Here is a 21,344-nt window from a genome sequence, read left to right as displayed (position 1 = left end):
GCTACCGCACCCGGAACGAGCAGCAAGATGGCCAGCAGCTTCAGCAGCTGTGCAAGCAGTCGCAGAAACACCCTGAATTTCATCAAGCAATGCCGCACCAAAATGGCGGAGGGCATCCTCCTGAAAGCGCAACTTGTCTCCTGTTCCTATAAAAAGGATCTGCTCATTATGCCGCGAATAGCTTCTTGACCTTGGAGACAGCGTCCGGCATGGACATCACGAACACCCGATCACCGGCTGACACCTTGAAGTCCTCATAGGGGACAATAGGCGCGCCGTCTCTTATCACCATGCCGGCAAGGGAGTTCTTGGGAAGCTCTTTGGATATCGACTTGCCCACGATCTTCGCTCCCTGCTTGGCGATGAAATCCACCAGCTCCATCCTTTCATCGCTCAGTGTGATGACCTCTTCTCCGCCGATCACCCTCTGGAGGACGGCATCGGCAGTCACCTGCCCCGGGCTGACCGCTCTGTCCACCCCTACCATCTCGAAGAGCTTGATGTAGACGTTCCTGTTGACCCGGGAGAGGATCTTCGTGGCTCCCAGCTGCTTTACCAAGAGGGAGCATAATAGGTTCTTGTCATCAAGGCCGGTCACAGCATAGACCACATCCATCGCGCCTGCCCCCTCCTCTTGAAGTAGGGCGAGATCTGATCCATCGCCATTGAGGATCATGGTTCCTGAGAGCTTGTCCGCAATCTCAGCGCAACGATCGGCATCCTTCTCGATGAGCTTGACGTCCATTCCCATCTTCTCCAGCCTGCTGGCCAGGTAGAAGCCCACCATTCCCCCACCCACGATCATCACCTTCTGAGTGGTCTTGGATTCATGCAGCATGCTTCCCAGGTCGGGAAGAGATCTGGCGTCGCACAACAGCATTAGGTGGTCGTCATTTCTTATCTCGTCTCCCTCTTTCGGTATGGCTATCCGACCCGCCCGGTTTATGGCGATCAGGTTGCAGTTATTAGGGAGGACGATATTCTCCACCGGCCCCTGGATGTTCATCTCTGCTGTTACCTTGAACTCCACCAGCTCCACCAGGCCGTTGGCCAGGTCCCGGTTCATGAGCATGGATGAGAAATAAAGGGAGCTTGCCATATCCTCGGCCATGGTCAGTTCCGGGCAGATCATGAATGATATGCCGATCTCCTTTCGATCCTGGACCGGCTGATCGATGTACTCGGGATTGCTCACCCTGGCGATGGTCTGCCTGACCCCCAGATGAGAGGCTATGATGCAGGTTATCACATTCACCTCATCGTTCCCGGTTGCAGCCACGACTATGTCCGCCTTCTTGATATCCGCCTCGGAGAGAAGCCGGGCGTTGGCGGCATTCCCCTGCATGACCTTCACATCCATATCCTGAAGCCTGGCACAGGCATCGGGATCCTTATCTATGACGGTGACATCATGGTCAGCATAAAGCTCGCTGGCGATGAGAAAGCCCACCTCGCCAGCTCCGGTGATCAGGATACGCATCTTGTTTCCTCCACATCAACCAGGGCGCAAAGGAGATCCAAGGATAAGAATTGATCCATCCCTGTTATAAGCGTTTTCCATTCGTTTGAGCACTTCCATTCGTCCGTCCTCTGATAGGCCGATCCATATATATCGGCAGAGAGACAGCTATCATCCATGTTCGCCCTTCTCTTCGACCCCAGCGCCGGCGCAGCCGGAGACATGATCATGGCCTCCCTCTTGGACCTGGGAGCAGATGAAAAGAGGGTTAGCAAGGCAGTGGAGTCGGTGGGCTGCACCCTGGAGGTCTCCCGGCAGGAGAAGGGGCATATCTCTGCCACCAGGGCCCAGGTGATCTCGGACCGGAGGTATCATTCCCTGGAGGAGGCGGTATCCATTCTAAAGAGCTCAAGCCTCCAGGAAAAGGCACTGAAGAAAGCCCTTGCCGCCCTGGATATTCTGGCGGAGGCGGAGAGCCGGGTCCATGATGTGCCCAAGAGCCGGGCCCATTTTCATGAGGTCGGTGCCCTGGATGCTCTCGCTGATATAGCCGGTTCCTGTGAGGCTGCCAGCAGCCTGAAAGCGGATCGAATTTTGTCCCGGCCCGTCTCCGTCGGTGGGGGATATGTCCAGTCGGCCCATGGGCTCCTTCCCGTTCCCGGGCCGGCGGCCCTGGAGATCCTGCGGGCTCATAGTATCCCCTGGATGGGGGGGCCGGTGGACGATGAGCTCCTCACCCCCACTGGGGCGGCCCTACTGGCGGCTCTGGTGGACGAGTTCGTGCCCCGCATTCCCCTCATCCAGGCGGAGAGGGTGGGCTACGGCGCAGGCAGGAAGGACCTGGCCACCCCCAACCTCCTGCGAGCGCTGGAAGCCAAGATCGTATCTCCAACCAGAGGGGCTGGGATGGATCACCAAAAGGATCGTGTGGTGCAGCTGGAGACCAATGTGGACGATGTCACAGGCGAGGTTTTGGGCCACCTGATAGAGGAGCTCATGCAGGCGGGAGCGCTGGACGTCTCAGTCATTCCCGCGGTGATGAAGAAGGGGAGAAGCGGGAACGTCATCCGGGCGATAAGCAGTCACGAGGATATGTCGAAGCTGGCGGGAATGATCGTCAGGGAGACGGGATCTTTAGGGGTCAGGGTCTTTCCCAGCCTGCACCGTTTTGTGGCGGAGAGGGAAGAGACAACAGTGGACCTGAATCTCGAGGGGGTGACCTATAGCGTTGCCATAAAGATCAGCCGGATGGACGGCAGCCTGGTCAATGTCAAAGCGGAGTACGAGGACTGCAGAAGGATTGCAAAAGAGGCAGGCGTTCCCTTGCGCATGGTCATTAAAAAAGCGGAGGAATTGGGTTGGCGGGCAGCAGATAAATGAATCGTGCCATCCCTTTGATTTCCATTTGATCTATGCGGTTTTTTATAACTATGCTGCCCGCGTGTCCTCTTCCCCGCTCTCTATTTATTCTAATAACCTTTTCATTATACTAATATAGTCTTGGTAGTAATTCCTAATATATATAGTTTTTGTAATTAATAGTGTCGTAAGATTGATTAATCTGCCCGAAGAGAAAGCTCCCATGATGCATTTTGACTCTTCCATCAGGCTCTTTGACCAGGCCCGAAGACTGATGCCCGGCGGGGTCTCAAGCCCTGTGCGCGCCATATCTCCTTATCCCTTCTACACCGCTCGGGCAATAGGCCCCTATCTATGGGACTGCGACGGCAACAGGTTCATCGATTATTGCCTGGCCTACGGCCCCATGATCCTGGGCCACCGCCATCCTGCCATAAAAGAAGCGGTTTCGGATCAGATGGACCGGGGCTGGCTTTATGGTACCCCAAGCGAGCTGGAGGTCCGGCTTGCGGAAAGGGTGTCCTCCCTCTACCCCAGCATGGAGCGGCTGCGCTTTGTGAGCAGCGGAACCGAGGCCACAATGGCTGCCATTCGAGTGGCCCGGGGCAGCACCGGCAGGGATATGATCATCAAGATCGAGGGCGGATTCCATGGCGCTCATGATAGCGTCCTGGTCAAAGCGGGCTCTGGTGCCACTACCCTGGGCATTCCCGACTCGTTAGGCGTTCCCGCAGATGCCACCAAAAACACCATTCAGGTGCCCTACAACGACCCAGCTGCCCTGGAGGAGGTCATGGAGCGTTTCTCCGGCCGGATCGCCTGCCTGATCATGGAGCCGGTCCTGGGAAATATCGGCCCCATCCTGCCGGATAAGGGCTACCTGCAGACGGCGCGCCGCCTGACGGAGGAGAACGATGTCCTCCTGATCTTCGACGAGGTTATAACCGGATTCCGGCTCTCCCTGGGCGGGGCGCAGGAGCTCTTCGGCATCAAGCCCGATCTGACCACCCTGGGAAAGATAATAGGCGGAGGCTTCCCCATTGGGGTCTTCGGAGGGCGGGCAGATCTGATGGACCAGGTGGCCCCAGGGGGAGCGATCTATCAGGCGGGGACGTACAATGGAAGTCCGGCCTCTCTGGCTGCTGGCCTGGCGACTTTGGATGTGATGGAGAAGGAGGATACCATAAATAAACTCAACCGGTCTGGAGAGAGCATGAGACTGGCCCTTAAGGATATGGTGGAGGATCTTGCGCAGGACTGGAGCGTGGTCGGCATCGCCTCCATGTTCAAGGTATTCTTCGGCCCGGAGCCTCACAACTATGCCCAGGCCTTGATGTGTGATCGGCAGGGCTACTTCGAGTTCTTCCGCCGGATGCTGGATTCTGGCATCTTCCTCACCCCCAGCCAGTATGAGACCGATTTCATTTCTGCAGCGCATAACCAAGATGTGATCGAGACCACCCTGGAGGCGTTCCGCTCCTGCCTGAAAAGCTGATCGTGGGGACGAGGGGCAGCCCTCTGGCATTGCGCCAGACGCAGATCGTGCAGGAGAGGCTGAAGGGCCTTGGCATCCAGACCCAGCTGTGCCGGGTTAAGACCAGCGGGGACGTCTTCCTGGACAAGCCCCTCCACCAGCTCACCGGTTTTGGGGTCTTCGTGGCTGAGATAGACGAACGCATGCTTTCCGGCAAGATCGATCTCGCTGTGCACAGCATGAAAGACCTCCCCACCAAAAGGCCTGAGGAGCTGATAGTCTCCGCCGTCCTGAAACGCGACTCACCATACGACGTCCTCTTATGCAGGGAGAAATCTGTCAAAAGCATCGAGGAGCTGGACCAGGGGGCACGAGTGGGCACATCGAGCATGCGGCGGATGGCCCAGCTTCTCCGCGCCCGCCCCGACCTGAACATTCTGAGCCTGCGGGGGAATCTTCAGACCAGGCTGGGCAAGCTGGAGCGGGGAGACTACGATGCCATAGTTCTGGCCGAGGCCGGCCTCGAGCGCATGGGCTACCATCCAGATTACGTGAGACTTGATGGGGAGAGGTTCGTTCCCTCTGCCAACCAGGGGACGATAATCGTAGTTGCAAAGGCCGGATCTGAGGCTGAGGCCTGCTCCCGCGCTCTGGATGATGCTCATGCTAGATCTGAGACCATGATCGAGCGCAAGATCATGGAGACTGTGGGCGGAGGCTGTGTGGTGCCCATGGCCGTCCATGCGCTGGTGCAAAAGGGAGAGGCGCGGGTTCTGGCTGAGGTCTTATCCCCGGACGGCAAGAGGTTCGTCCGCCTGGAGGAGAGGATCTCTCTCGTTCAGAATCATCTGGCAGTGGCAGAGGATATGGGAGAGCGGCTGATGAGGATGGGAGGAAGAGAGCTGGTGGACGAGGCGGTGAAGTTTTTTGGCAATCGGTAAGGTTTATCTGGTGGGAGCGGGGCCCGGAGACCCGGAGCTGCTGACGATTAAGGGAAGAAAGAGGCTTATGGAAGCGGATGTAGTCCTATTCGACCGGCTGCTCGACTCCAGGATGCTGGACGGGGTAAAGGGGGAGCTTATAGATGTGGGCAAGAACGCGGGAAGGCATAAGCTGAAGCAAGAGGAGATTAACCAGCTCCTGGTAGAGAAAGCCAAAGAGGGCAAAATCGTTGTCCGGCTGAAGGGCGGAGACCCCTACCTCTTCGGCCGGGGAGGCGAGGAGGCGATCGCCTGCCGGGATTGGGGAATCCCGTTTGAGGTTGTCCCCGGCGTCACCTCGGCCATCGCCGCTCCGGAGCTGGCGGGAATTCCAGTTACTCACAGAAAGGTGGCCTCGGCCCTGACCATAGTCACCGGCCATGAGGAGCCGGGAAAGGACTCGCCCCTCGACTGGCGGGCCATGGCCGGGCTTGATGGGACCCTGGTTGTTCTCATGGGCGTCTCCCGGCTGGAGGAGAACACCAATAGGCTCATAGAAGCGGGAAAGTCCCCCCAGACCCCGGCGGCCATGGTGGAGAAGGGCGGCTGGCCGGATCAGAGGCTGATCTCGGGGACCCTGGGGGATATCGCCGAGAGGGCAAAGGAAGAGAATGTCCAGTCTCCGGCCATACTGGTAGTGGGAGACGTAGTCCGGCTGGCAGAGGTTCTTGCCCCGGAGAGGATCGCCGTCCTCAGGCCGGCGGGCCAGCAGGAGGAGTCGGTTGAACTGGCGGAGCGCTACGGATTTATTCCCCTGTCCGCTCCGGCCATCGCCCTGGAGAAAAATCCCCTGCCCGAAGATCTGCTCGAGAGGATCGCTGCCGCGGAATGCGTGGCCTTCACCAGCGCCAATGGTGTGCATATCGCTCTTGGGAATAAGGCCATATCCGGAGCATTAGCAGGAAAGAAGATCGTCTCCATCGGTCCCAAGACGAAGCAGGCCCTGAACGAATACGATATCCAGTCGGAGATGCCCGAAAGCTACAGCTCTGAGGGGCTGGAGAGGATGCTCAAGGGAAGATATAAGAGCATTCTCTTCCTGCGCAGCGCCCAGGGGAGCCAGTATCTCTCCGATGGCCTGAGGGAGTCGGGAATCGTGGTGGATGACATTCCCCTTTATGGAGTGGTGAATTCATCCGATCCCCGCCTGGACCGGCTGATAGAGCGGGCAGGCGAGGTGGACATCTTCGCCTTCACCAGCTCCTCAACAGCTCGAAATCTGCTGGAAAGAGCAAGAGCGATGGGAAGGGAAGAACAGCTGCGAGAGGCTCTTGCCAGGGCCACAGTGGCCGCCATCGGCAAGCCTACTGCCCAAGAGTTGTCCCGCCTGGGGGTGGCGGTGGACGTCATCCCGGAGAACTTCACCTTTGAGGCCATGCTGGCAGCCCTGGTCGGGAGAAAGAGATCCTCTGGCAATGCTGCAAGCATGGCAAAGGATAGAATGGAGTTGTGAGGTTTACATGATCATATTTTCCAAAGCCCTGGCCGACCAGGCCACGGTATGGGAGGCCCTGCGGGAATCCGAGTCCTGCCAGGACGTCCCGGCAGATCTTCTCCGCTTCTCCGCCCAGACGAAACCGGTGGTGATGTGGAATCTGACCAGACGCTGCAACCTGGCCTGCAGCCATTGTTATATGGATGCCATCCCAAAGGAGGATGACGAGATGAGCCTTGAGGAAGGGATGCGTCTGACAGACGATCTGGCCCAGATGAAGATACCGATTCTCATCCTCACTGGCGGCGAGCCACTGATGAGCCGCAACTTCTTCTCTATTGCCTTCCACGCCCGGGAGGCGGGTTTGAGGACGGTCATATCCACCAATGGCACCCTGATCACCCCCGAGGTGGCAAGGCTTTTGGCAGAGGCTAAGATTCGATACGTAGGGGTCAGCCTGGACTCCGCCCTCCCCGCCAGCCATGACAAATTCCGGGGCGTTCCTGGGGCGTTCGACCGCGCCCTCCAGGGATTGAGAAACGCCAGGGATGCGGGCCTGAAGACCGGCCTGAGGATAACTCTGACCCGGGACAACTGGCAGGATGTTCCCGCCCTCCTCAATTTGGCCTTGGAGGAGAACATCCCCCGCTTTTGCCTCTACCATCTGGTTCCCACTGGCCGGGGGGCGGGGATATCGGATAAGGATGTGAGCTCTGAGCAGCGTCGCAGCGTCATCCGCCTGCTGGCCGAGGCAGCGGTGGAGCTCAAGGATAAGAACATCGAGATCCTGACCACCGATTCTCCCATGGATGGGGCCTATCTCCTGGAGATCTTGAAGGACGATCCGAGAAGGGACTATGTGAGAAAGCTCTTGACCAATGCCGGGGGCTGCTCCGCCGGGGCTAAGGTGGCCAACATCAGCTATCAGGGAGATGTTCATCCCTGCCACTTCATGCCCCAGGTGGTGGTGGGCAACGTCCGGGATAGGTCCTTCCAGGACATCTGGATAGACCATCCAACCCCAGAGCTTTTAGCGTTGCGAGGGATCAAGTCCAATCTCAAAGGAGCATGTGGCAGCTGCAACTACCGGGATCTGTGCGGAGGGTGCCGCCAGAAGGCATATTACTATAATGGCGACTTGCTGGGAGAGGATCCCACCTGCATCGTCGAGAATAAATGCGGCTGAATCGCGATCCTCCGGGCGGGATATCCCTGAATAGAGCCAATAGGCTCAACTGATGGGATGAATTTCCGCTGCCCTCCATAACTCATTCTTTTTAGGCCGTTTTATCATCTTTTCTCTAGACCATTCCTTCCACCGGAAGATATATTTGAGATCAGCTGCATTATGATGGATAATAGAGATAAACGGAGGCGATAAATTGACACATCATGAAGAGAAGAAAGAGGAAAAAGAGGAGAAGGCAGCAAAGGTTGAACCCATAAAGCCTGGCGACAAGAGGGGAGGCAAAAAGAAGGGTCTTCTCGATACCTGCCAGTGAGCTGCTGGCTAACCTTAACTGGAATTTTTTTTTGTCCTCTCGCTATTTGTTCTGGGTGAACTTGAATCGCAAAATCTATGTGTCTTTTGGGCCTTTTGTGGTGAGCTGCTATGCTCTGGCCCAACCACAGAGACGCAGAGGCCATATTCTCTGCCTGGACCTTACCCCCATAATTCAGCGAAGGGCCATCTTTTTTTCAACGATAAAAAGATTTAACTATCTCCGTCAGCAAGAACCATATTGTGCGATCCATCCAGAAGACCCAGTCCAAGCCTCAGGGGGCAAAGCCGGAGAGAGGAAAAGCAGTAGGGGCAAAGTTTCTCCTCTTGCGGCCTGCCGGCTATCCCTTGAAGAGCATCTTTCAGGAGTGTCCATCCGTTGCTGATGCCAGGCTCTTTGAGCTGTACGCCCGGGAGCAATGGTACGGTGAGGAGGTAAAACCTGGCTGCTACCTCTTCGACCGCAGGCTCTATCCTGACTATGCCTTTCAGGTGGTTCGGGCCTATCCCAGGCGCTCTGTGGTCGGCTTTGAAACCACCATCAAGGTGGAGCAGAAAGCGGAGGTCAAGAAAGGGGTAAGCTACGACGTCTCCTTTGATGAGGTCGTGGGTCAGGAGGAGGCCAAGCGCAAGGTGAAGATCGTGGAGAAGTACCTCTCCGACCCGGAGAGGTTCGGGCGCTGGGCACCGCGCAACATCCTCTTTTATGGCGTATCCGGCACCGGAAAGACCATGATCGCCAAAGCACTCTCTGCTAAAGCTGGTGTGCCGATGCTCGCTGTCAAGTCCACCAGCCTGATCGGCGAGTTCGTGGGCGAGGGAGCGAGACAGATCCACAGCCTCTATGAGAAGGCAGAGGAGATGGCACCATGCATAATCTTCATCGATGAACTGGATGCCATTGCCCTGGACCGGCGCTACCAGGACCTGAGAGGCGATGTCTCTGAGATGGTCAACTCTCTGCTCACGGAGATGGATGGAATATCCAGCAGGCTGGGCATCTGCACCATCGCCGCCACCAATCAGATCGAGGTCTTGGACTCTTCCATTCGCTCCCGTTTTGAGGAGGAGATCGAGTTCAAGCTGCCGGATAAAGATGAGCGCTTGCAGATTCTGGAGAAGAATGCCAGCACCCTGCCTCTGGAGATGGTTGATGTGGACCTGAAGGAGATCGCCAGGCAGACGGATGGCTTCTCCGGGCGAGATCTGGTGGAGAAGGTGCTGAAGGTGGCACTGCACCATGCTCTCATGGATGAATGCAATATATCCCAAAAGCATATCGAAGAGGCATTACCAAGAGCGCGAAAGCATTACCGACAGCCTCCGACGGAAATGTTCTCATAAGGAAGCCCTTTTGTACTTATAAGTCCAATATGGCTTGAGGCACATGTGGCAGGAGATTTTGGATAAGTTCAAGAGGTTTCCCGCGCAGGAGAAGGTCATCCGCCTCGTCCTGCAGAGGGGCTTTCAGATCAACGATCAGGCCCGGGTGGTATCGGGCCAGATAGAGATCCCTCATGCTCAGATCGCAAAGGAGCTGGAAGTGGACAGAAGAGTGGTGGACACCACGGCCCAAGCCATTCGCGAGGATGAGGTCCTCTGGAAGGTCTTCAGAAATGTGCGCTCCATGATCTATCTGGGTGAGGTGGCGCCCATCCTGGGATTGGGTGTTATCGAGATAACTCCCGTGAATGCCGTCAAGACAGGGCTTTTGGGCGATGTGGCCAGCGCTGTGGCCAGGAACGGCCTCTCCATCCGCCAGGCTGTCTCAGACGATCCATACTTCGTAGAGAGCCCAAAGCTCACCATCATCACTGAGGGGAAGATCCCAGGCGATCTTGTCATTCTGCTCAAGGAGATCGAGGGCGTGAAAAGGGTGACCGTATATTAGACCTCATAATTTCGTTGGCCTATTACTATCAACAATATCGGCAATATCGTTATTACCATTATGATTATTTCAAAGGAATAATGCGACCGCTGCACAATTAATTAAACTTAAATAGTTTAAAATACAAGTGATTTCTTGGAGCCTCCGGTGATATCCCTTCATCCCTTCTCTCGAAGGCTCTAACCCCCCCTATTATCGTTCTTTGATTCCTATTTGACAGGACTCTCAATCCCGATGCAGGCCAAAGGCTTTTTCTCCCATGCACCCTCCGCCCATAAATGGTGGATTTATGGAAATGCTCTGGCTTACAGAGGAGGAAGTAAGGTCACTCCTGACCATAGATGATGCGATAGCGGCAGTCCAGAGGGCCTTTCTTGATCACGGAAATGGCAGAACTCAAATGCCTCCCAAGTCTTACCTTTACCTGCCCAAGCATAATGGCGACTTGAGATGCATGCCCGCCTACCTTGAGGGGCAGGATCTGGCCGGGGTGAAGATAGTCAACGTCCATCCGGGAAATCCGCAGATCGGGCTTCCTTCGGTCATGGCGCTCTTGATCTTGAACTCCCCCCAGACCGGCGAGCCACTGGCTGTTATGGGCGCAACATATCTCACCAGCATGCGCACCGGCGCTGCTGGTGCCGTCGCCGCCCGGCATCTGGCCAGGCAGGATTCTCGTGTGGTAGGGATGATCGGAGCCGGGACCCAGGCGCGAACGCAGCTTCAAGGCCTCTCCCGCTACTTCCCAATCGAGCAGGTGATGGTCTTCGATAGCTTTGAAGATCAGGCCCTGGCCTTTAAAGACGACGTCTCTGGATTTATGAAATGCAGCTGCATTGCGGTCTCGGGACCGGAAGAGGCCTGCGAATGCGATATTCTGGTTACCACCACCCCTTCACGCCGTCCAGTGGTCAGGGATGAATGGATCCAGCCCGGGACGCACATCAACGCCATCGGGGCAGATGCCGCAGGCAAACAGGAGCTGGAATCCACTCTCTTGAAGAGGGCCAAGATCGTGGTGGATGATATCGCCCAGGCCGTCCATTCCGGCGAGGTCAACGTCCCCCTATCTGAGGGAATTATTCGCGAGAAGGATATCTATGCAGAGATCGGCGAGATCTTGACTGGCAAAAAAACCGGACGGACCAGCAATGATGAGATCACCATCTTCGACTCCACCGGCCTTGGGATCCAGGATGTAGCAGCAGGCCATGCGGTCTATGAGAAGGCTCTTCGGTCTAATATAGGGAGAAGAATGAGGCTGGCATGAGAGGATTGCCCATATGATAGCACTTCCCAACCGCTGTTATGGATATTTATTTCATGTCGCCATTAATAAAAGAGGCTGGCAGGATCTGGCATCTTGAGGCCGAAATCTATATAAATTTTGACATAGAGGCAGGCGGTGGTTATTATGGCAAAGAATAAAAAGAAGAGCAAAGGTCCACAGGATCGAAACAGCAACTATCAGATGAAGAACGGCAATCCCATCTCCAAGAATAGGGATAAAAAGGCTAGCTCCGCCAGCGCCGCGCAGGCCAGCTCCAAATCAAGCGGGCAGAAGGGCCTCCTCTCCGGCATCTCCAAGAGCATCTCCAGTGCCACAGGCAGTCTAACCAAGAAGCTCAAGCATTAAAATATAACATGCTGAGGCGTGCCGGGGTGCCTCAGGCATGCTTTTTTCATCCGCCTGATGAGAAGATCGATGGATGGATCATCAGGTATCAAGGGGATTTCGTCAGGCCTGCTCCTTCGTCCTGCTCTCGAACTCCTGTTGCACATCGCATCCGAGCTTTCCAATGGCATCCGAGCGGCATTGCCGGCAGTGCCTCATCTGCTTGATGATCTTCCCCAGCTCATCCTGAATCTTTCTCTTCTCCTCCGGCGATGGGGGCTTGATATGAGCGAACTTGTACTGGGGTATGAGGGGCATGACATTATGGATGAACACCCCCATGGACTTGATTTTGTGAGCGATATCGATGATATGCAAATCATTTATCCCCGGGATGATGACGGTATTGATCTTGACGATCTTCTTCAGCCTCACCGCTTCCTCAATCCCCTTAAGCTGCTGATTGCATAAGAGCGTCGCCGCTTCCAGGCCCTCATATCTCTTGCCCTCATAATTGACGTAGTCATAGATATGCTGGCCGATCTGGGGATCGATGGCATTCAGGGTGACAGTGATATTGCATACGCCCAGGCGATCCAGCTCCTGGATCTTATCGGGCAGGAGCAGACCGTTGGTGCTTAGGCAGAGAATGATGTTGGGATACTTCTCTCCCACCATGCGCAGGGTCTCGAAGGTCTCCTCATTGAACAGAGGCTCACCAGGGCCTGCCACAGCGACCACCTTGATGTAATGGTACTTCTCCAGCACCTGATCGACCCTTTCCAGGGCCTCCTTGGGCTTTAAAACCTGGCTGGTGACCCCGGGACGGGACTCGTTCACGCAGTCGAAGTCCCGGATACAGTATTTGCACTGGATATTGCATTTTGGGGCCACGGCCAGATGCATCCTGCCAAAGCTGTGACAGGCCTTCTCGCTGAAACAGGGATGCTCTGATATCCTCCTCAGCTGCTCCGGGTCGTAGGGGACCTCCTGTCCTCTTACATTGGCAACGGGATAACTCTCTTCACTCATGATCGAACTCCACGATTGTATTGCTCTTAGTATCCTTTCCCATGGCTAAAAGACTTGCGTGCCAGAAGCGAAGTTAGACAAAGATACTTTAAGGAGGGGAGAGAAGGCAGGGGGTATATGCCTGACAAGAGCAAGATTGTGATCTGGCCGATATATTTCGATGCTGCCCGTTCCCGTGATGAGGGCAGAATGGTCTCCAGAGAGTACGCCATAAATGAGCCCAACCTGGATATGATCATAACGGCATCGATAAAATCCGGGCTGAAGCCGGAGATCGAGAGGGAGAAAAAGCACCCAAAGACCTGGCACAAGCCGGAGGCAGCAGGCCGAATACTGGTGGCGAAGAAGGGCTCCAAATCCGCTACCTTGAAGAAGATCGCAGGATCCTTAAAGATGAAATATAAAAAGCAGGCCACTGGCAAGCGAGGTTGAGCGGTTTATATGATCGATCTGCATACCCATACAACCTTCAGCGATGGCGAGCTCATACCCAGCGAGCTGGTGCGTCGGGCAGAGGTCTTGGGCTATACCGCCATTGGCATAACCGATCATGCCGACTATACCAATATAGAGCACATCATAAGCTGCGTCTCCAAGGCCAAGTATCTGGAAGGCATACTGGATATCAGGATTCTTCCCGGGGTGGAGCTGACTCATGTGCCGCCACAGAAGATAGCGCAGCTAGCGGATCTGGCCCGCAACCTGGGCGCGGAGATCGTGGTTGTCCACGGGGAATCTCCTGTGGAGCCCGTCCGTCCTGGCACCAACCGGGCGGCTCTGGAGGCAGGCGTGGATATCCTTGCCCATCCTGGGTTCATCACCTTAGAGGAGGCGGAGATGGCCAGGGACAACGACGTCTGTCTGGAGATAACCTCCCGCTCCGGCCATAACATAACCAACGGCCATGTGGTGCAGATGGCAATTCAGGCCGGGGCGAAGATGGTGGTGGACACTGACGCCCATGCTCCCGAAGATCTCATCGATAGCGAAAGGGCAATTCAGATTGCATTTGGCGCGGGACTGACTCTTGAAGAGGCCAGGGAGATCGTACTGCACCATGCCATTATAAGATGAGACCGCTATTGAGTGGAAGATTCGATCATAGATTATGCAATGGCAGGATTCTCCGGGCATCTACCAGGGGGTTGAATAGATAGACATCGTAGCGATTGACATATCGGGCCGGCATTCTGTAAAGGGGAGGTATAAGATGGTATGTGCCGTCCTATCCGCCCGGGTATCACCCAATTTTATCGAGAAGGTCCATTCGGTCAGGCTCGTTCCCCGCATCGCTGAGGCTCTGGACCTCAATGTTATTGCTGACCTGATAAGCGATGCCTGCTTATGCCTCCCGGGGACTATTGTGGCTGAGCAGGGGGACTTATACAACCTGGAGGTCTGGAGGGCACAGAGCATCCTCGGAAGGGATTTCAAGTATCCTGAGACGATAGCAGAAAGGACCGCCATAGAGTTGGCTCATCATATATCTCTGGCCGGTCGAAGGCTTATCGTTGAACCGGATGATGAATAATTAAGGAAGAATGATAATTGATCAATAAGGACGATAATTGATGGATAATGACAAGACCGCAGTTCTTCTCATGAGGGAGAATCCTGCCAATCCAATAGATCCCTACAGGATGATAGAGCTCCGGGGCCTGGCAAATGCCGTCGGCTATCGAGTCCTGCAAGAGATAAAGCAGCGCCGAGAGAGGGACCACCGTTTTCAAATCGGCAGGGGAAAGATAGAGGAGGCCCTCTCCTGCCATCCAAAAAAGCTCATCTTCTACAATCCGCTCAGCCCCACCCAGGTATTCAACATTCGTAGCGAGTTTCCGGCCCAGGTATTGGACCGGTTCAATCTGATCCTCGAGATCTTTGCCTCCCGGGCATCCACCAGGGAGGCCAAGCTGCAGGTGGAGCTGGCCCGTCTGAGCTATGATGCTCCTCAGGTGAGAAGCGAGCTTGCCCTTAAGAAGCGGGGTGAGCAGCCAGGATTCCGCGGTGCAGGTGCTTATGAGCAGTCGATGTACCACGATATCCGGGGGAGGATGGCAAAGATCAGGGGGGAGCTTAAAGAGGTGGAGGCAATGGGCGAAGGAAGGAGAAAGAGACGCAGAGAACTGGGCTTTGACCTCATCGCCCTGGCCGGATACACCAATGCTGGCAAGAGCACCCTGCTCAACACCCTCACCGGCTCTGTGGTCAATGCCCAGGATCAGCCTTTCACCACCCTCTCTCCCACCACCAGGGCTCTTGAGATCAACGGCCGCCGAACTATGCTTACCGATACCGTGGGATTTATCGATGATCTGCCCCACTTCCTGATCAAAGCCTTCCAATCCACCCTTTCTGAGATCGCCCAGGCGGATCTGGTCCTTTTGGTTGCCGACCTGAGCGATCCATTAGAGCTTCTCAGGCGTAAGCTGGTGGCATCTCACAAGGCCCTCTGGGACTGCCAGGTGACTGCGCCCATGATCACCGTTTTGAACAAGATGGACCGATTGGATGAATTCGATGCCAGGATGAGGTTTGATCAGATAAAGGATTTGGCTCCCAATCCGGTTATGGTCTCAGCACATTCCTCTCAGGGTCAAGAGAGCCTCAAGGAATGCATCTATCAGCACCTGCCACCATTAAAGGAGTATCAAATCAGGCTCCCGTATACCTCCCGCAGCTTTGGAGTGCTGTCCCGTCTCTATGGGACGGCTGAGCTTCTGGATGTGAGCTATGAGGATGAGCTGGTCTTGAGCCTGCAGGGGAGGGCTGAGGATGTGGCCCGGCTCAGCAAGGCTGCAGAGGATGAACGAGCAAAGTGAGCGCAGCGAAAGCCATAGGATCAGGAGCGATGACGGAGATCTTGCATGAGCACTTTCGCCTCAAGGAGACGATAGTCACCATCTCTGCTCGGGAGAAGGAGCATATGGATGCCGCCAGAGCATCGATTGCCGAGCAGCGCTGCTATCTAGAGGAGTTCATAGAGAACGATCCATTCTTCCGCATCACCTTAGAGCCTTATGACCTTCAAGCGAATGATGCACCGGATATCGTCAAGCAGATGATCGAATCCAGCGCTATCATTGGCGTCGGTCCCATGGCCTGTGTAGCAGGCGCAATTGCCGGTTTTGCTGTGCAGGCGATGATCGATGACGGAGCGACTTATGCCATTGTAGATAACGGGGGAGATGTCTGCATCCTAAACGACAGGCCCATACTGGTGGGAATATACGCCGGAAGCTCTTCTATTCGGGATCTTGCCTTCCAGATCCCTGCTCGCAATAAGCCTTTTGGCATCTGCACCAGCTCGGGAACTGTGGGCCCATCCATATCCTTCGGCTGTGCCGATGCGGCTACCGTCATATCGGATAATCTGGCTTTAGCGGATGCTGCTGCCACTGCCCTGGGTAATTCTGTGCAGTCAACGGGATCGCTGAAGGAGTGCTTTTCTGCCATCGAACGGCCGGGGATAACCGGCGCACTTGTGATCAGGGGACAGGAGATGGCGCTATGGGGGGAACTGCCCCCATTGCTGCGCGCTCATGTTAGCGAGGAGAGGATTACAAAAGGATGAGTTCCGTTTGCAGTCAAAAAAATGCTCTTCGCTATTCAGTGCGGGTGAACTTGAATCGGAGAAACTCTATGTCCCCGTGCCTTCTGTGGTGAACCGCTATGATCTGACCCAACCACAGAGGCGCAGAGGAACAAAAGGCCATATCTCTGCCTGAACTCACCCCCATAATTCAGCGAAGAGCGCTCACTTGGGGCAGAGCGAGCATATCCGCCGCGATGATTATGGGCGGCCAAGAGGGACTCTTGCAGAGCCACAGTGCCTTATGCTATCATATTATCGTTTGTGGATGGGAATTGTGCTCTGCAGCCGCAATCCCTTATTCATTAAAAATCCGGCCGTTTTTTATGCCATCTGGATAAAATTAATATAATGGTATTGGGCAAAACAATTGATAAATAAGAGTCCGATTAGCTGGAAAATGGAGGATATCATGGCCGAGACTAGAAATTTCGCCCTCAGGGACAAGAAGGGCAACGAGATCGGGGTTTTTACGGGAAAGCAGCCCAGACAAGCAGCCTTAAAAGCAGCCAACAGAGGTCATAAGGATATAAGGCTAAGAGAGAGGGGAACTAAGAAAGTCCATATATTTGCGGGGGAGAGGGTTAAGGTAAAGAAACCAAAGGGCGCACCGGCATGGATGCCCAATGAGATCTGGAAGCCAAAGGTAAAGAAGATCGGCGTGGAGAAGCTCGACGAGATCTGATGGTCCAGACTCATTTTTTTTTCGATCAGATCGCCTTCTGGTAGTGGCGCTCAATAATTGACCTCCCGCACTCGGAAAGAGAAAAGCCCATCATCTCCAGAGCCTTTTTTGCCTCTCCATCACTATGCAGTAGCACCTCCGCCAGGTCTTGCGGCTCATCTATATCGCAGCCTGCTCGGAAGGATTCGAAGACTGAAAAATTCAGGCATGCTTTTCGGGCGTAGGCCATATGCTCAGGAAAGCTCAGGCCATGATAGCATGTCCGGAATTTCGGGCTGCGAATGAGGATCATATTCGTCCCTCCTCCCCGTCCCGGACAGAGGACCACATCTCCTTGGCAGCTGAGAATCCCTCTTATTTCTTTCTCTCTCAAGAGGGGCAGATCGGCCATTACAATGAGAATATCCGCGGGCCAGTCGAGGTCGGATTGATGTGATATCAGGGAGTTGAGTGCATCGTTCAGCTCCAGCTCCGACTGCAGAATCTCGACATCTATGCCCAACTCCTCAGCTCTGAACTCTTGCCTGGAGAGGATGGTCGTTCTTCCCTGGCCAAAGACCGCCGCCAGAACATCCCTGAGCATGGCAAATGCAAAGAGCCTCCGCTCTGCCGGCTTGAGAGCTGATGAAAGCCTGGTCTTTCCTTCCCGGGCTTTGAAGGGAATGATCACATGGATCGATTGCAGCATGTAATGCAATCTCCGAACTGTCAAAATCTCATCTATTCAATCGGGACCGGATTATGTCTTTCTCCTTTGCCCTGAAGAGATCATCTCCAGAGCGGGGATACTTCAGCCCCCGGAAGACCACTGCAGGGGTCAGATCCCCAGCCTCACCCATCAACAGATTGGCAGCAGCAGCGATCTCATCCGCAATCGCCTCCTGGGTGATACTGAGTGCTCTTCCATGTATGTCGAGCTCACCGCGCCAGTCTCGCAGAGCAGCGATGCCCGACCAGCCAACAGCCACACCGGCAACGCCATTGCGGAATGGGCGGCCACAGGTATCGGTGATTATGACGGCACAATCCCTGCCAAGAGCCTGACGCAGCCTCTGGGCGCTGCTGCAGGGATCTATCGGCAAGAGCAGTATCATTTCATCGCCCACATTGGACTGATCAATCCCGGCATTAACGCCGATATGGCCAAAGTGGGTCACAGTCAAGAGAAATGGTCGCTCGATCAATATATCGCTGGATTCTTCAAAAACTGCCTGCACAAATCTGGGGTCCTTTCCCAGATCGCGAGCGGCCTCTATGGCGTAGCTGCTCGGTTGGTAGTCATCCAGATGCCTCATCCTGCCTTCTGATTTGGCCACGATGGTGCTGGCAAGGCAGATGACATCCCCGTCCTCGATCTCAAAGAGAGACTGGATAAGCGTTGGGATATCGTCTCCTTCTTTTATAATCGGCAGGCCACGGATCAGATAACCCTTTAAAGATGCTGCTGGCTCAGACATAACCTATCGATCCGAAACCTGTAGACTGTAATTCTCTACTGTGGCCGCGAGCCAGATGGCAATCTGCTCAGGCGGTACAACCTGGCCTGAACCAGGAGATCGAGCAGATAAGAGTAGTTAGCAGCGACTATTGCAGTTCGCGCGTCGCTGATCTCTATCCAGGGAAGACCACCATAACCTTCTGCAAACTCCCTCCAGAACAAAGGAGGGAAAAACTCCAGTTGATACTTATGCTCTTCTGTAAAGGTGAGGGTGATCTTCTCCTCCATTCAAGACACCTTGCCCTTCCTCTCCACAACCTCGGCAAAGGCCAGGGTTCCGCTGATCTTCTTGATCTTAGCTCGGACGATCTCCCCTTTTATTGCGCTGGGCACGAAGATGAGATACTTGTCGACCTTGGCTATGCCGTCGCCCTTATTGCCCACAGACTCAATGCGCAGCTCATAGGTCTCTCCCTCCTCGATGACGTCCTTTTGAACCGCTGTCGTTGCCTTTCTCTTGCGCACCGGCCGATGTGCGCCGCAGGCATCGCACTTGAGGGTGAGGACGCGGTCGCTCTTGATGAGATGAGTATCTGGAAGCCTGCACTCTGTGCAGACGACATACTCCTCGAAGTAGGATTCTATCTGGCGGGCGATGGCGGTCTCGCCAAACTTTCCCTGAAAGATCCCCCTCTGTCCCTCGATCTTTCCGGCTGTACCCATCTCCTGGAGAAGATACTTCATAAGGTGTTCCGGATCACGATTCAGAGTATCAGCTATAGCCCCAAAGTTCTCAAGGACGGTGGTCTTGCCCTCATAGAATACCTTCGCAGAAGGTATCACAAACCTCTCCTTGGACTCTCTGTTGGCGGGCATCTTCTTCATGGCCCTATCCAGGCCCGCTAAATAGTCATCCATCCAGATTACCTTATCAGCTCTTGACCGGATTCAACTATGATCTGAATGGGAGTGGGCAGCTTATGTCCGGCTCTGGTCAATGCTTCTTTAGCATCGTTGAGGTACTGAGGGGGTATTCCCAGGGTGAAGAGCTTCTGGCCGGCTTCAACTCTAGCCGCGGTCCCTACCGCTTTGCCGAAGGCCATTCTCATGCCGCTGGATACACGGTCCGCACCTGCGCCGGTGGCTTGCTTGTTCTCGCGAATGACATGATGGGGATATGTTCTGAGCTTGAGGTGGAAGTTGGTCCTGCCCATTTGCTTCAGGAGGTAACGGTTGGCTGCTACTCTTGCCGCTTCCAGGGCGGTGTGCCTGATCTGGCAGGGCTCCATGACAACCAGTGTCAGCTTTAGGGGATAGTCCTCCTGCAGATTCCCCATATCATAGTGAACTACCTTGCTTCCCGGAACGCCCCCCATGTACTTTCTGCGCGTGTAGGGACGTTCATGCCTTCTATACATGCTTGCTGGCTTGCGTGTCAAAACTAATTCCTCCAATAATCCTGAGGTTGGTGCACTATTCACCTTGCTTATAAGGTTTTGGCTAAACGGTGATCGGTATGGAGTGGGAGATCTCGCCGGCCAATGGGGTCTTCATCAGTGAGCCGACCTCCTCTGGATTATTGGCCAGCACCCACATCAGCTTGACCAGGGCCACCTCGGGCAGCATATCGCCCCCCTCAATTGCACCGGCATCAAGCATATCTCGGCCGGTATCGTATACCCGGTCACATATCCTGCCCCTCAGGCACTGTGAGGTCACGACCACCGGTATATTCTCCTCATTTGCTCTGCCTATTCCCTCTATCCAGTCGGATGCGACGTGACCTAAGCCAGTCCCCTCCAGGACGATTCCCCGGTAACCTTTATCGATATAGTAATGCAGGATCTCTGGAGAGGATCCCGGGGTGTACTTGACCAGACTGCACCTGGGCTCAAGCCTCTCATTCAGCTCCATCTCCACCTCGCCCCGGTGGCAAAAGGAAAGATATGTCTCTACCTTTCTGCTGAGGTAATCGACCCTGCCCAGAGGGTGTTGGTTAATGGTCTGGAAGGCATCCCTACGAGAGGTATGCATCTTGCGAACCCGTGTGCCTCGATGGATGGTACAGTAGTCGTCATTGGTTGTGCCGTGCATGACCACGCTGACCTCGGCGATATCGCTGGTGGCAACGGTAGCTGCACAGACGGCGTTCATGGAGGCATCGCTGCTGGGACGATCGGAGCTCCTCTGGGAGCCGACCAGCACCACAGGAACCGGGGTCTTCAGCATGAAGGAGAGTGCGGCAGCAGTGTACATCATGGTGTCAGTGCCGTGGGTTATGATAACCCCTTCTGCGCCCCTCTCGATCTCCTCTGCCACCGACCGCGCGAGGGCCGTCCAGTAGTCCGAACGCATATTCTCGCTCAGGATCTGGTAGATCACCCGAGCTCGATAGTTGGCGATCTCCTCCAGCTCAGGGATGGCGGAGATGATCTCGCCGGCGGAGAACTGGCTGGTGACTGCTCCCGTCCGGTAGTCGACCTTGCTGGCTATTGTCCCTCCGGTTGAGAGAATGGATACCTGGGCCAGGCCGGGCTTGTCCCTGAGGGGTCTGTCCAATTGCTGGGATTTGATCTCCTTGCCTTTTTCTATGAGCTTGATGTCACTCTCTCTCGCCTTAAGGCCGATGTTGTAGCCGTTCTTGAGCTTTATGACCACGTGATCCGCACGGCGGGATGGCATGAGAACCCCCTCATAGGAGATGCCGTTCCTCTCCACCAAGACTCTGTCTCCCAGATCCATTTCGTCCTCACCAGAATGCAAATTTGCTTCTGTCACTATTGCTCGTATCTAAAAACGTTCCCCTTGGGAGATGGAGGCAGCGGCATGGTATCAGATAGTAAACTACTCCGGCCTAAAGACAGGAGCTTTCAGTAGCCCTGAAAG

24 protein-coding genes are annotated in these 21,344 nt (G+C 55.0%); 16 read left to right on the top strand and 8 right to left on the bottom strand.

Annotation, left to right across the window (positions count from 1 at the left end; translation table 11 throughout):
• Nucleotides 1-189: hypothetical protein (locus BP727_RS09970; protein ID WP_286858634.1), on the top strand; the 189-nt coding region annotated here is incomplete at its 5' end.
• Here the strand turns inward: BP727_RS09970 and trkA are convergent.
• On the bottom strand, nucleotides 167-1,480 hold the full coding sequence (gene trkA / locus BP727_RS09965; RefSeq protein ID WP_286858632.1) for a Trk system potassium transporter TrkA: 1,314 nt from the start codon (nucleotides 1,478-1,480) through the stop codon (nucleotides 167-169). The genes BP727_RS09970 and trkA overlap by 23 nt on opposite strands.
• Before the next feature lie 156 nt (nucleotides 1,481-1,636).
• Between trkA and larC the strand changes: the two genes are divergently transcribed.
• The 9 genes from larC to BP727_RS09920 all read left to right on the top strand — a co-directional run bounded on the left by larC (nucleotide 1,637) and on the right by BP727_RS09920 (nucleotide 11,735).
• Nucleotides 1,637-2,839, top strand: coding sequence for a nickel pincer cofactor biosynthesis protein LarC (gene larC, locus BP727_RS09960; RefSeq protein WP_286858630.1), 1,203 nt, complete (start codon nucleotides 1,637-1,639; stop codon nucleotides 2,837-2,839).
• A 202-nt stretch (nucleotides 2,840-3,041) separates the two neighbouring features.
• Complete coding sequence (gene hemL, locus BP727_RS09955; protein ID WP_286858628.1) at nucleotides 3,042-4,313, top strand: glutamate-1-semialdehyde 2,1-aminomutase; 1,272 nt, start codon at nucleotides 3,042-3,044, stop codon at nucleotides 4,311-4,313.
• Nucleotides 4,310-5,233, top strand: a complete 924-nt coding sequence (gene hemC, locus BP727_RS09950) for a hydroxymethylbilane synthase (protein ID WP_342766280.1) — start codon at nucleotides 4,310-4,312, stop codon at nucleotides 5,231-5,233. The genes hemL and hemC overlap by 4 nt, the downstream gene beginning before the upstream one ends.
• Nucleotides 5,220-6,725, top strand: a complete 1,506-nt coding sequence (cobA, locus tag BP727_RS09945; RefSeq protein ID WP_286858625.1) for a uroporphyrinogen-III C-methyltransferase — start codon at nucleotides 5,220-5,222, stop codon at nucleotides 6,723-6,725. The genes hemC and cobA overlap by 14 nt, the downstream gene beginning before the upstream one ends.
• A gap of 7 nt (nucleotides 6,726-6,732) precedes the next feature.
• Nucleotides 6,733-7,893 carry a radical SAM/SPASM domain-containing protein gene (locus BP727_RS09940; RefSeq protein ID WP_286858623.1) on the top strand — a complete coding sequence of 387 codons (1,161 nt, stop codon included), beginning with the start codon at nucleotides 6,733-6,735 and terminating at the stop codon, nucleotides 7,891-7,893.
• Nucleotides 7,894-8,451: 558 nt separating this feature from the next.
• Nucleotides 8,452-9,552, top strand: a complete 1,101-nt coding sequence (locus BP727_RS09935) for an AAA family ATPase (RefSeq protein WP_013718730.1) — start codon at nucleotides 8,452-8,454, stop codon at nucleotides 9,550-9,552.
• A gap of 43 nt (nucleotides 9,553-9,595) precedes the next feature.
• Nucleotides 9,596-10,099 carry an amino acid-binding protein gene (locus BP727_RS09930; RefSeq protein WP_013718731.1) on the top strand — a complete coding sequence of 168 codons (504 nt, stop codon included), beginning with the start codon at nucleotides 9,596-9,598 and terminating at the stop codon, nucleotides 10,097-10,099.
• A gap of 289 nt (nucleotides 10,100-10,388) precedes the next feature.
• Complete coding sequence (gene ala / locus BP727_RS09925) at nucleotides 10,389-11,369, top strand: alanine dehydrogenase (RefSeq protein ID WP_048131848.1); 981 nt, start codon at nucleotides 10,389-10,391, stop codon at nucleotides 11,367-11,369.
• A 144-nt stretch (nucleotides 11,370-11,513) separates the two neighbouring features.
• On the top strand, nucleotides 11,514-11,735 hold the full coding sequence (locus BP727_RS09920) for a hypothetical protein (RefSeq protein WP_048131849.1): 222 nt from the start codon (nucleotides 11,514-11,516) through the stop codon (nucleotides 11,733-11,735).
• 102 nt (nucleotides 11,736-11,837) lie between these two features.
• Here the strand turns inward: BP727_RS09920 and nifB are convergent, their stop codons facing one another.
• Nucleotides 11,838-12,746: a nitrogenase cofactor biosynthesis protein NifB gene (gene nifB, locus BP727_RS09915; RefSeq protein ID WP_013718733.1), complete on the bottom strand. Its 909-nt coding sequence runs from the start codon at nucleotides 12,744-12,746 to the stop codon at nucleotides 11,838-11,840.
• Nucleotides 12,747-12,863: 117 nt separating this feature from the next.
• Between nifB and BP727_RS09910 the strand changes: the two genes are divergently transcribed.
• From BP727_RS09910 to BP727_RS09885, 6 genes are all read left to right on the top strand, one after another.
• Complete coding sequence (locus BP727_RS09910) at nucleotides 12,864-13,178, top strand: signal recognition particle subunit SRP19/SEC65 family protein (RefSeq protein ID WP_013718734.1); 315 nt, start codon at nucleotides 12,864-12,866, stop codon at nucleotides 13,176-13,178.
• Nucleotides 13,179-13,187: 9 nt separating this feature from the next.
• Complete coding sequence (locus BP727_RS09905; protein ID WP_013718735.1) at nucleotides 13,188-13,820, top strand: histidinol phosphate phosphatase domain-containing protein; 633 nt, start codon at nucleotides 13,188-13,190, stop codon at nucleotides 13,818-13,820.
• A 79-nt stretch (nucleotides 13,821-13,899) separates the two neighbouring features.
• Nucleotides 13,900-14,277, top strand: coding sequence for a DUF2209 domain-containing protein (locus tag BP727_RS09900; protein ID WP_083804666.1), 378 nt, complete (start codon nucleotides 13,900-13,902; stop codon nucleotides 14,275-14,277).
• Nucleotides 14,278-14,317: 40 nt separating this feature from the next.
• Nucleotides 14,318-15,565: a GTPase HflX gene (hflX, locus tag BP727_RS09895; RefSeq protein ID WP_013718737.1), complete on the top strand. Its 1,248-nt coding sequence runs from the start codon at nucleotides 14,318-14,320 to the stop codon at nucleotides 15,563-15,565.
• A 29-nt stretch (nucleotides 15,566-15,594) separates the two neighbouring features.
• Nucleotides 15,595-16,317 (top strand): UPF0280 family protein, encoded by a 723-nt coding sequence (locus tag BP727_RS09890; protein ID WP_286858619.1) that lies wholly within the window; start codon nucleotides 15,595-15,597, stop codon nucleotides 16,315-16,317.
• A 430-nt stretch (nucleotides 16,318-16,747) separates the two neighbouring features.
• Nucleotides 16,748-17,020, top strand: coding sequence for a non-histone chromosomal MC1 family protein (locus BP727_RS09885; protein ID WP_013718739.1), 273 nt, complete (start codon nucleotides 16,748-16,750; stop codon nucleotides 17,018-17,020).
• Nucleotides 17,021-17,045: 25 nt separating this feature from the next.
• Here the strand turns inward: BP727_RS09885 and cofC are convergent, their stop codons facing one another.
• The 6 genes from cofC to gatD form a co-directional block, all read right to left on the bottom strand.
• Nucleotides 17,046-17,732 carry a 2-phospho-L-lactate guanylyltransferase gene (gene cofC, locus BP727_RS09880; RefSeq protein ID WP_286858617.1) on the bottom strand — a complete coding sequence of 229 codons (687 nt, stop codon included), beginning with the start codon at nucleotides 17,730-17,732 and terminating at the stop codon, nucleotides 17,046-17,048.
• Between the two features lie 4 nt (nucleotides 17,733-17,736).
• A complete protein-coding gene (locus BP727_RS09875) occupies nucleotides 17,737-18,477 on the bottom strand; it encodes a coenzyme F420-0:L-glutamate ligase (RefSeq protein WP_286858615.1) in 741 nt (246 codons plus the stop codon).
• Between the two features lie 35 nt (nucleotides 18,478-18,512).
• Entirely contained in the window at nucleotides 18,513-18,746 is a 234-nt protein-coding gene (locus tag BP727_RS09870) for a hypothetical protein (protein ID WP_286858614.1), read from the bottom strand.
• Nucleotides 18,747-19,376 carry a translation initiation factor IF-2 subunit beta gene (locus BP727_RS09865; protein WP_013718743.1) on the bottom strand — a complete coding sequence of 210 codons (630 nt, stop codon included), beginning with the start codon at nucleotides 19,374-19,376 and terminating at the stop codon, nucleotides 18,747-18,749. It lies immediately after the preceding gene.
• Nucleotides 19,377-19,381: 5 nt separating this feature from the next.
• Nucleotides 19,382-19,897: a 50S ribosomal protein L16 gene (locus tag BP727_RS09860; protein ID WP_013718744.1), complete on the bottom strand. Its 516-nt coding sequence runs from the start codon at nucleotides 19,895-19,897 to the stop codon at nucleotides 19,382-19,384.
• Nucleotides 19,898-19,958: 61 nt separating this feature from the next.
• The gene (gatD, locus tag BP727_RS09855; protein ID WP_286858610.1) at nucleotides 19,959-21,200 is read right to left on the bottom strand and encodes a Glu-tRNA(Gln) amidotransferase subunit GatD; all 1,242 of its coding nucleotides are present in this window, start codon (nucleotides 21,198-21,200) and stop codon (nucleotides 19,959-19,961) included.
• Nucleotides 21,201-21,344: the final 144 nt, after the last annotated feature.

The sequence above is a fragment of the Methanosaeta sp. UBA356 genome (genome assembly GCF_002496465.1).
Lineage (GTDB): Archaea > Halobacteriota > Methanosarcinia > Methanotrichales > Methanotrichaceae > Methanothrix > Methanothrix soehngenii.
The sequence above is the reverse complement of the archived record's forward strand: the minus strand, read 5'-3'. Positions and strand labels throughout refer to the sequence as shown.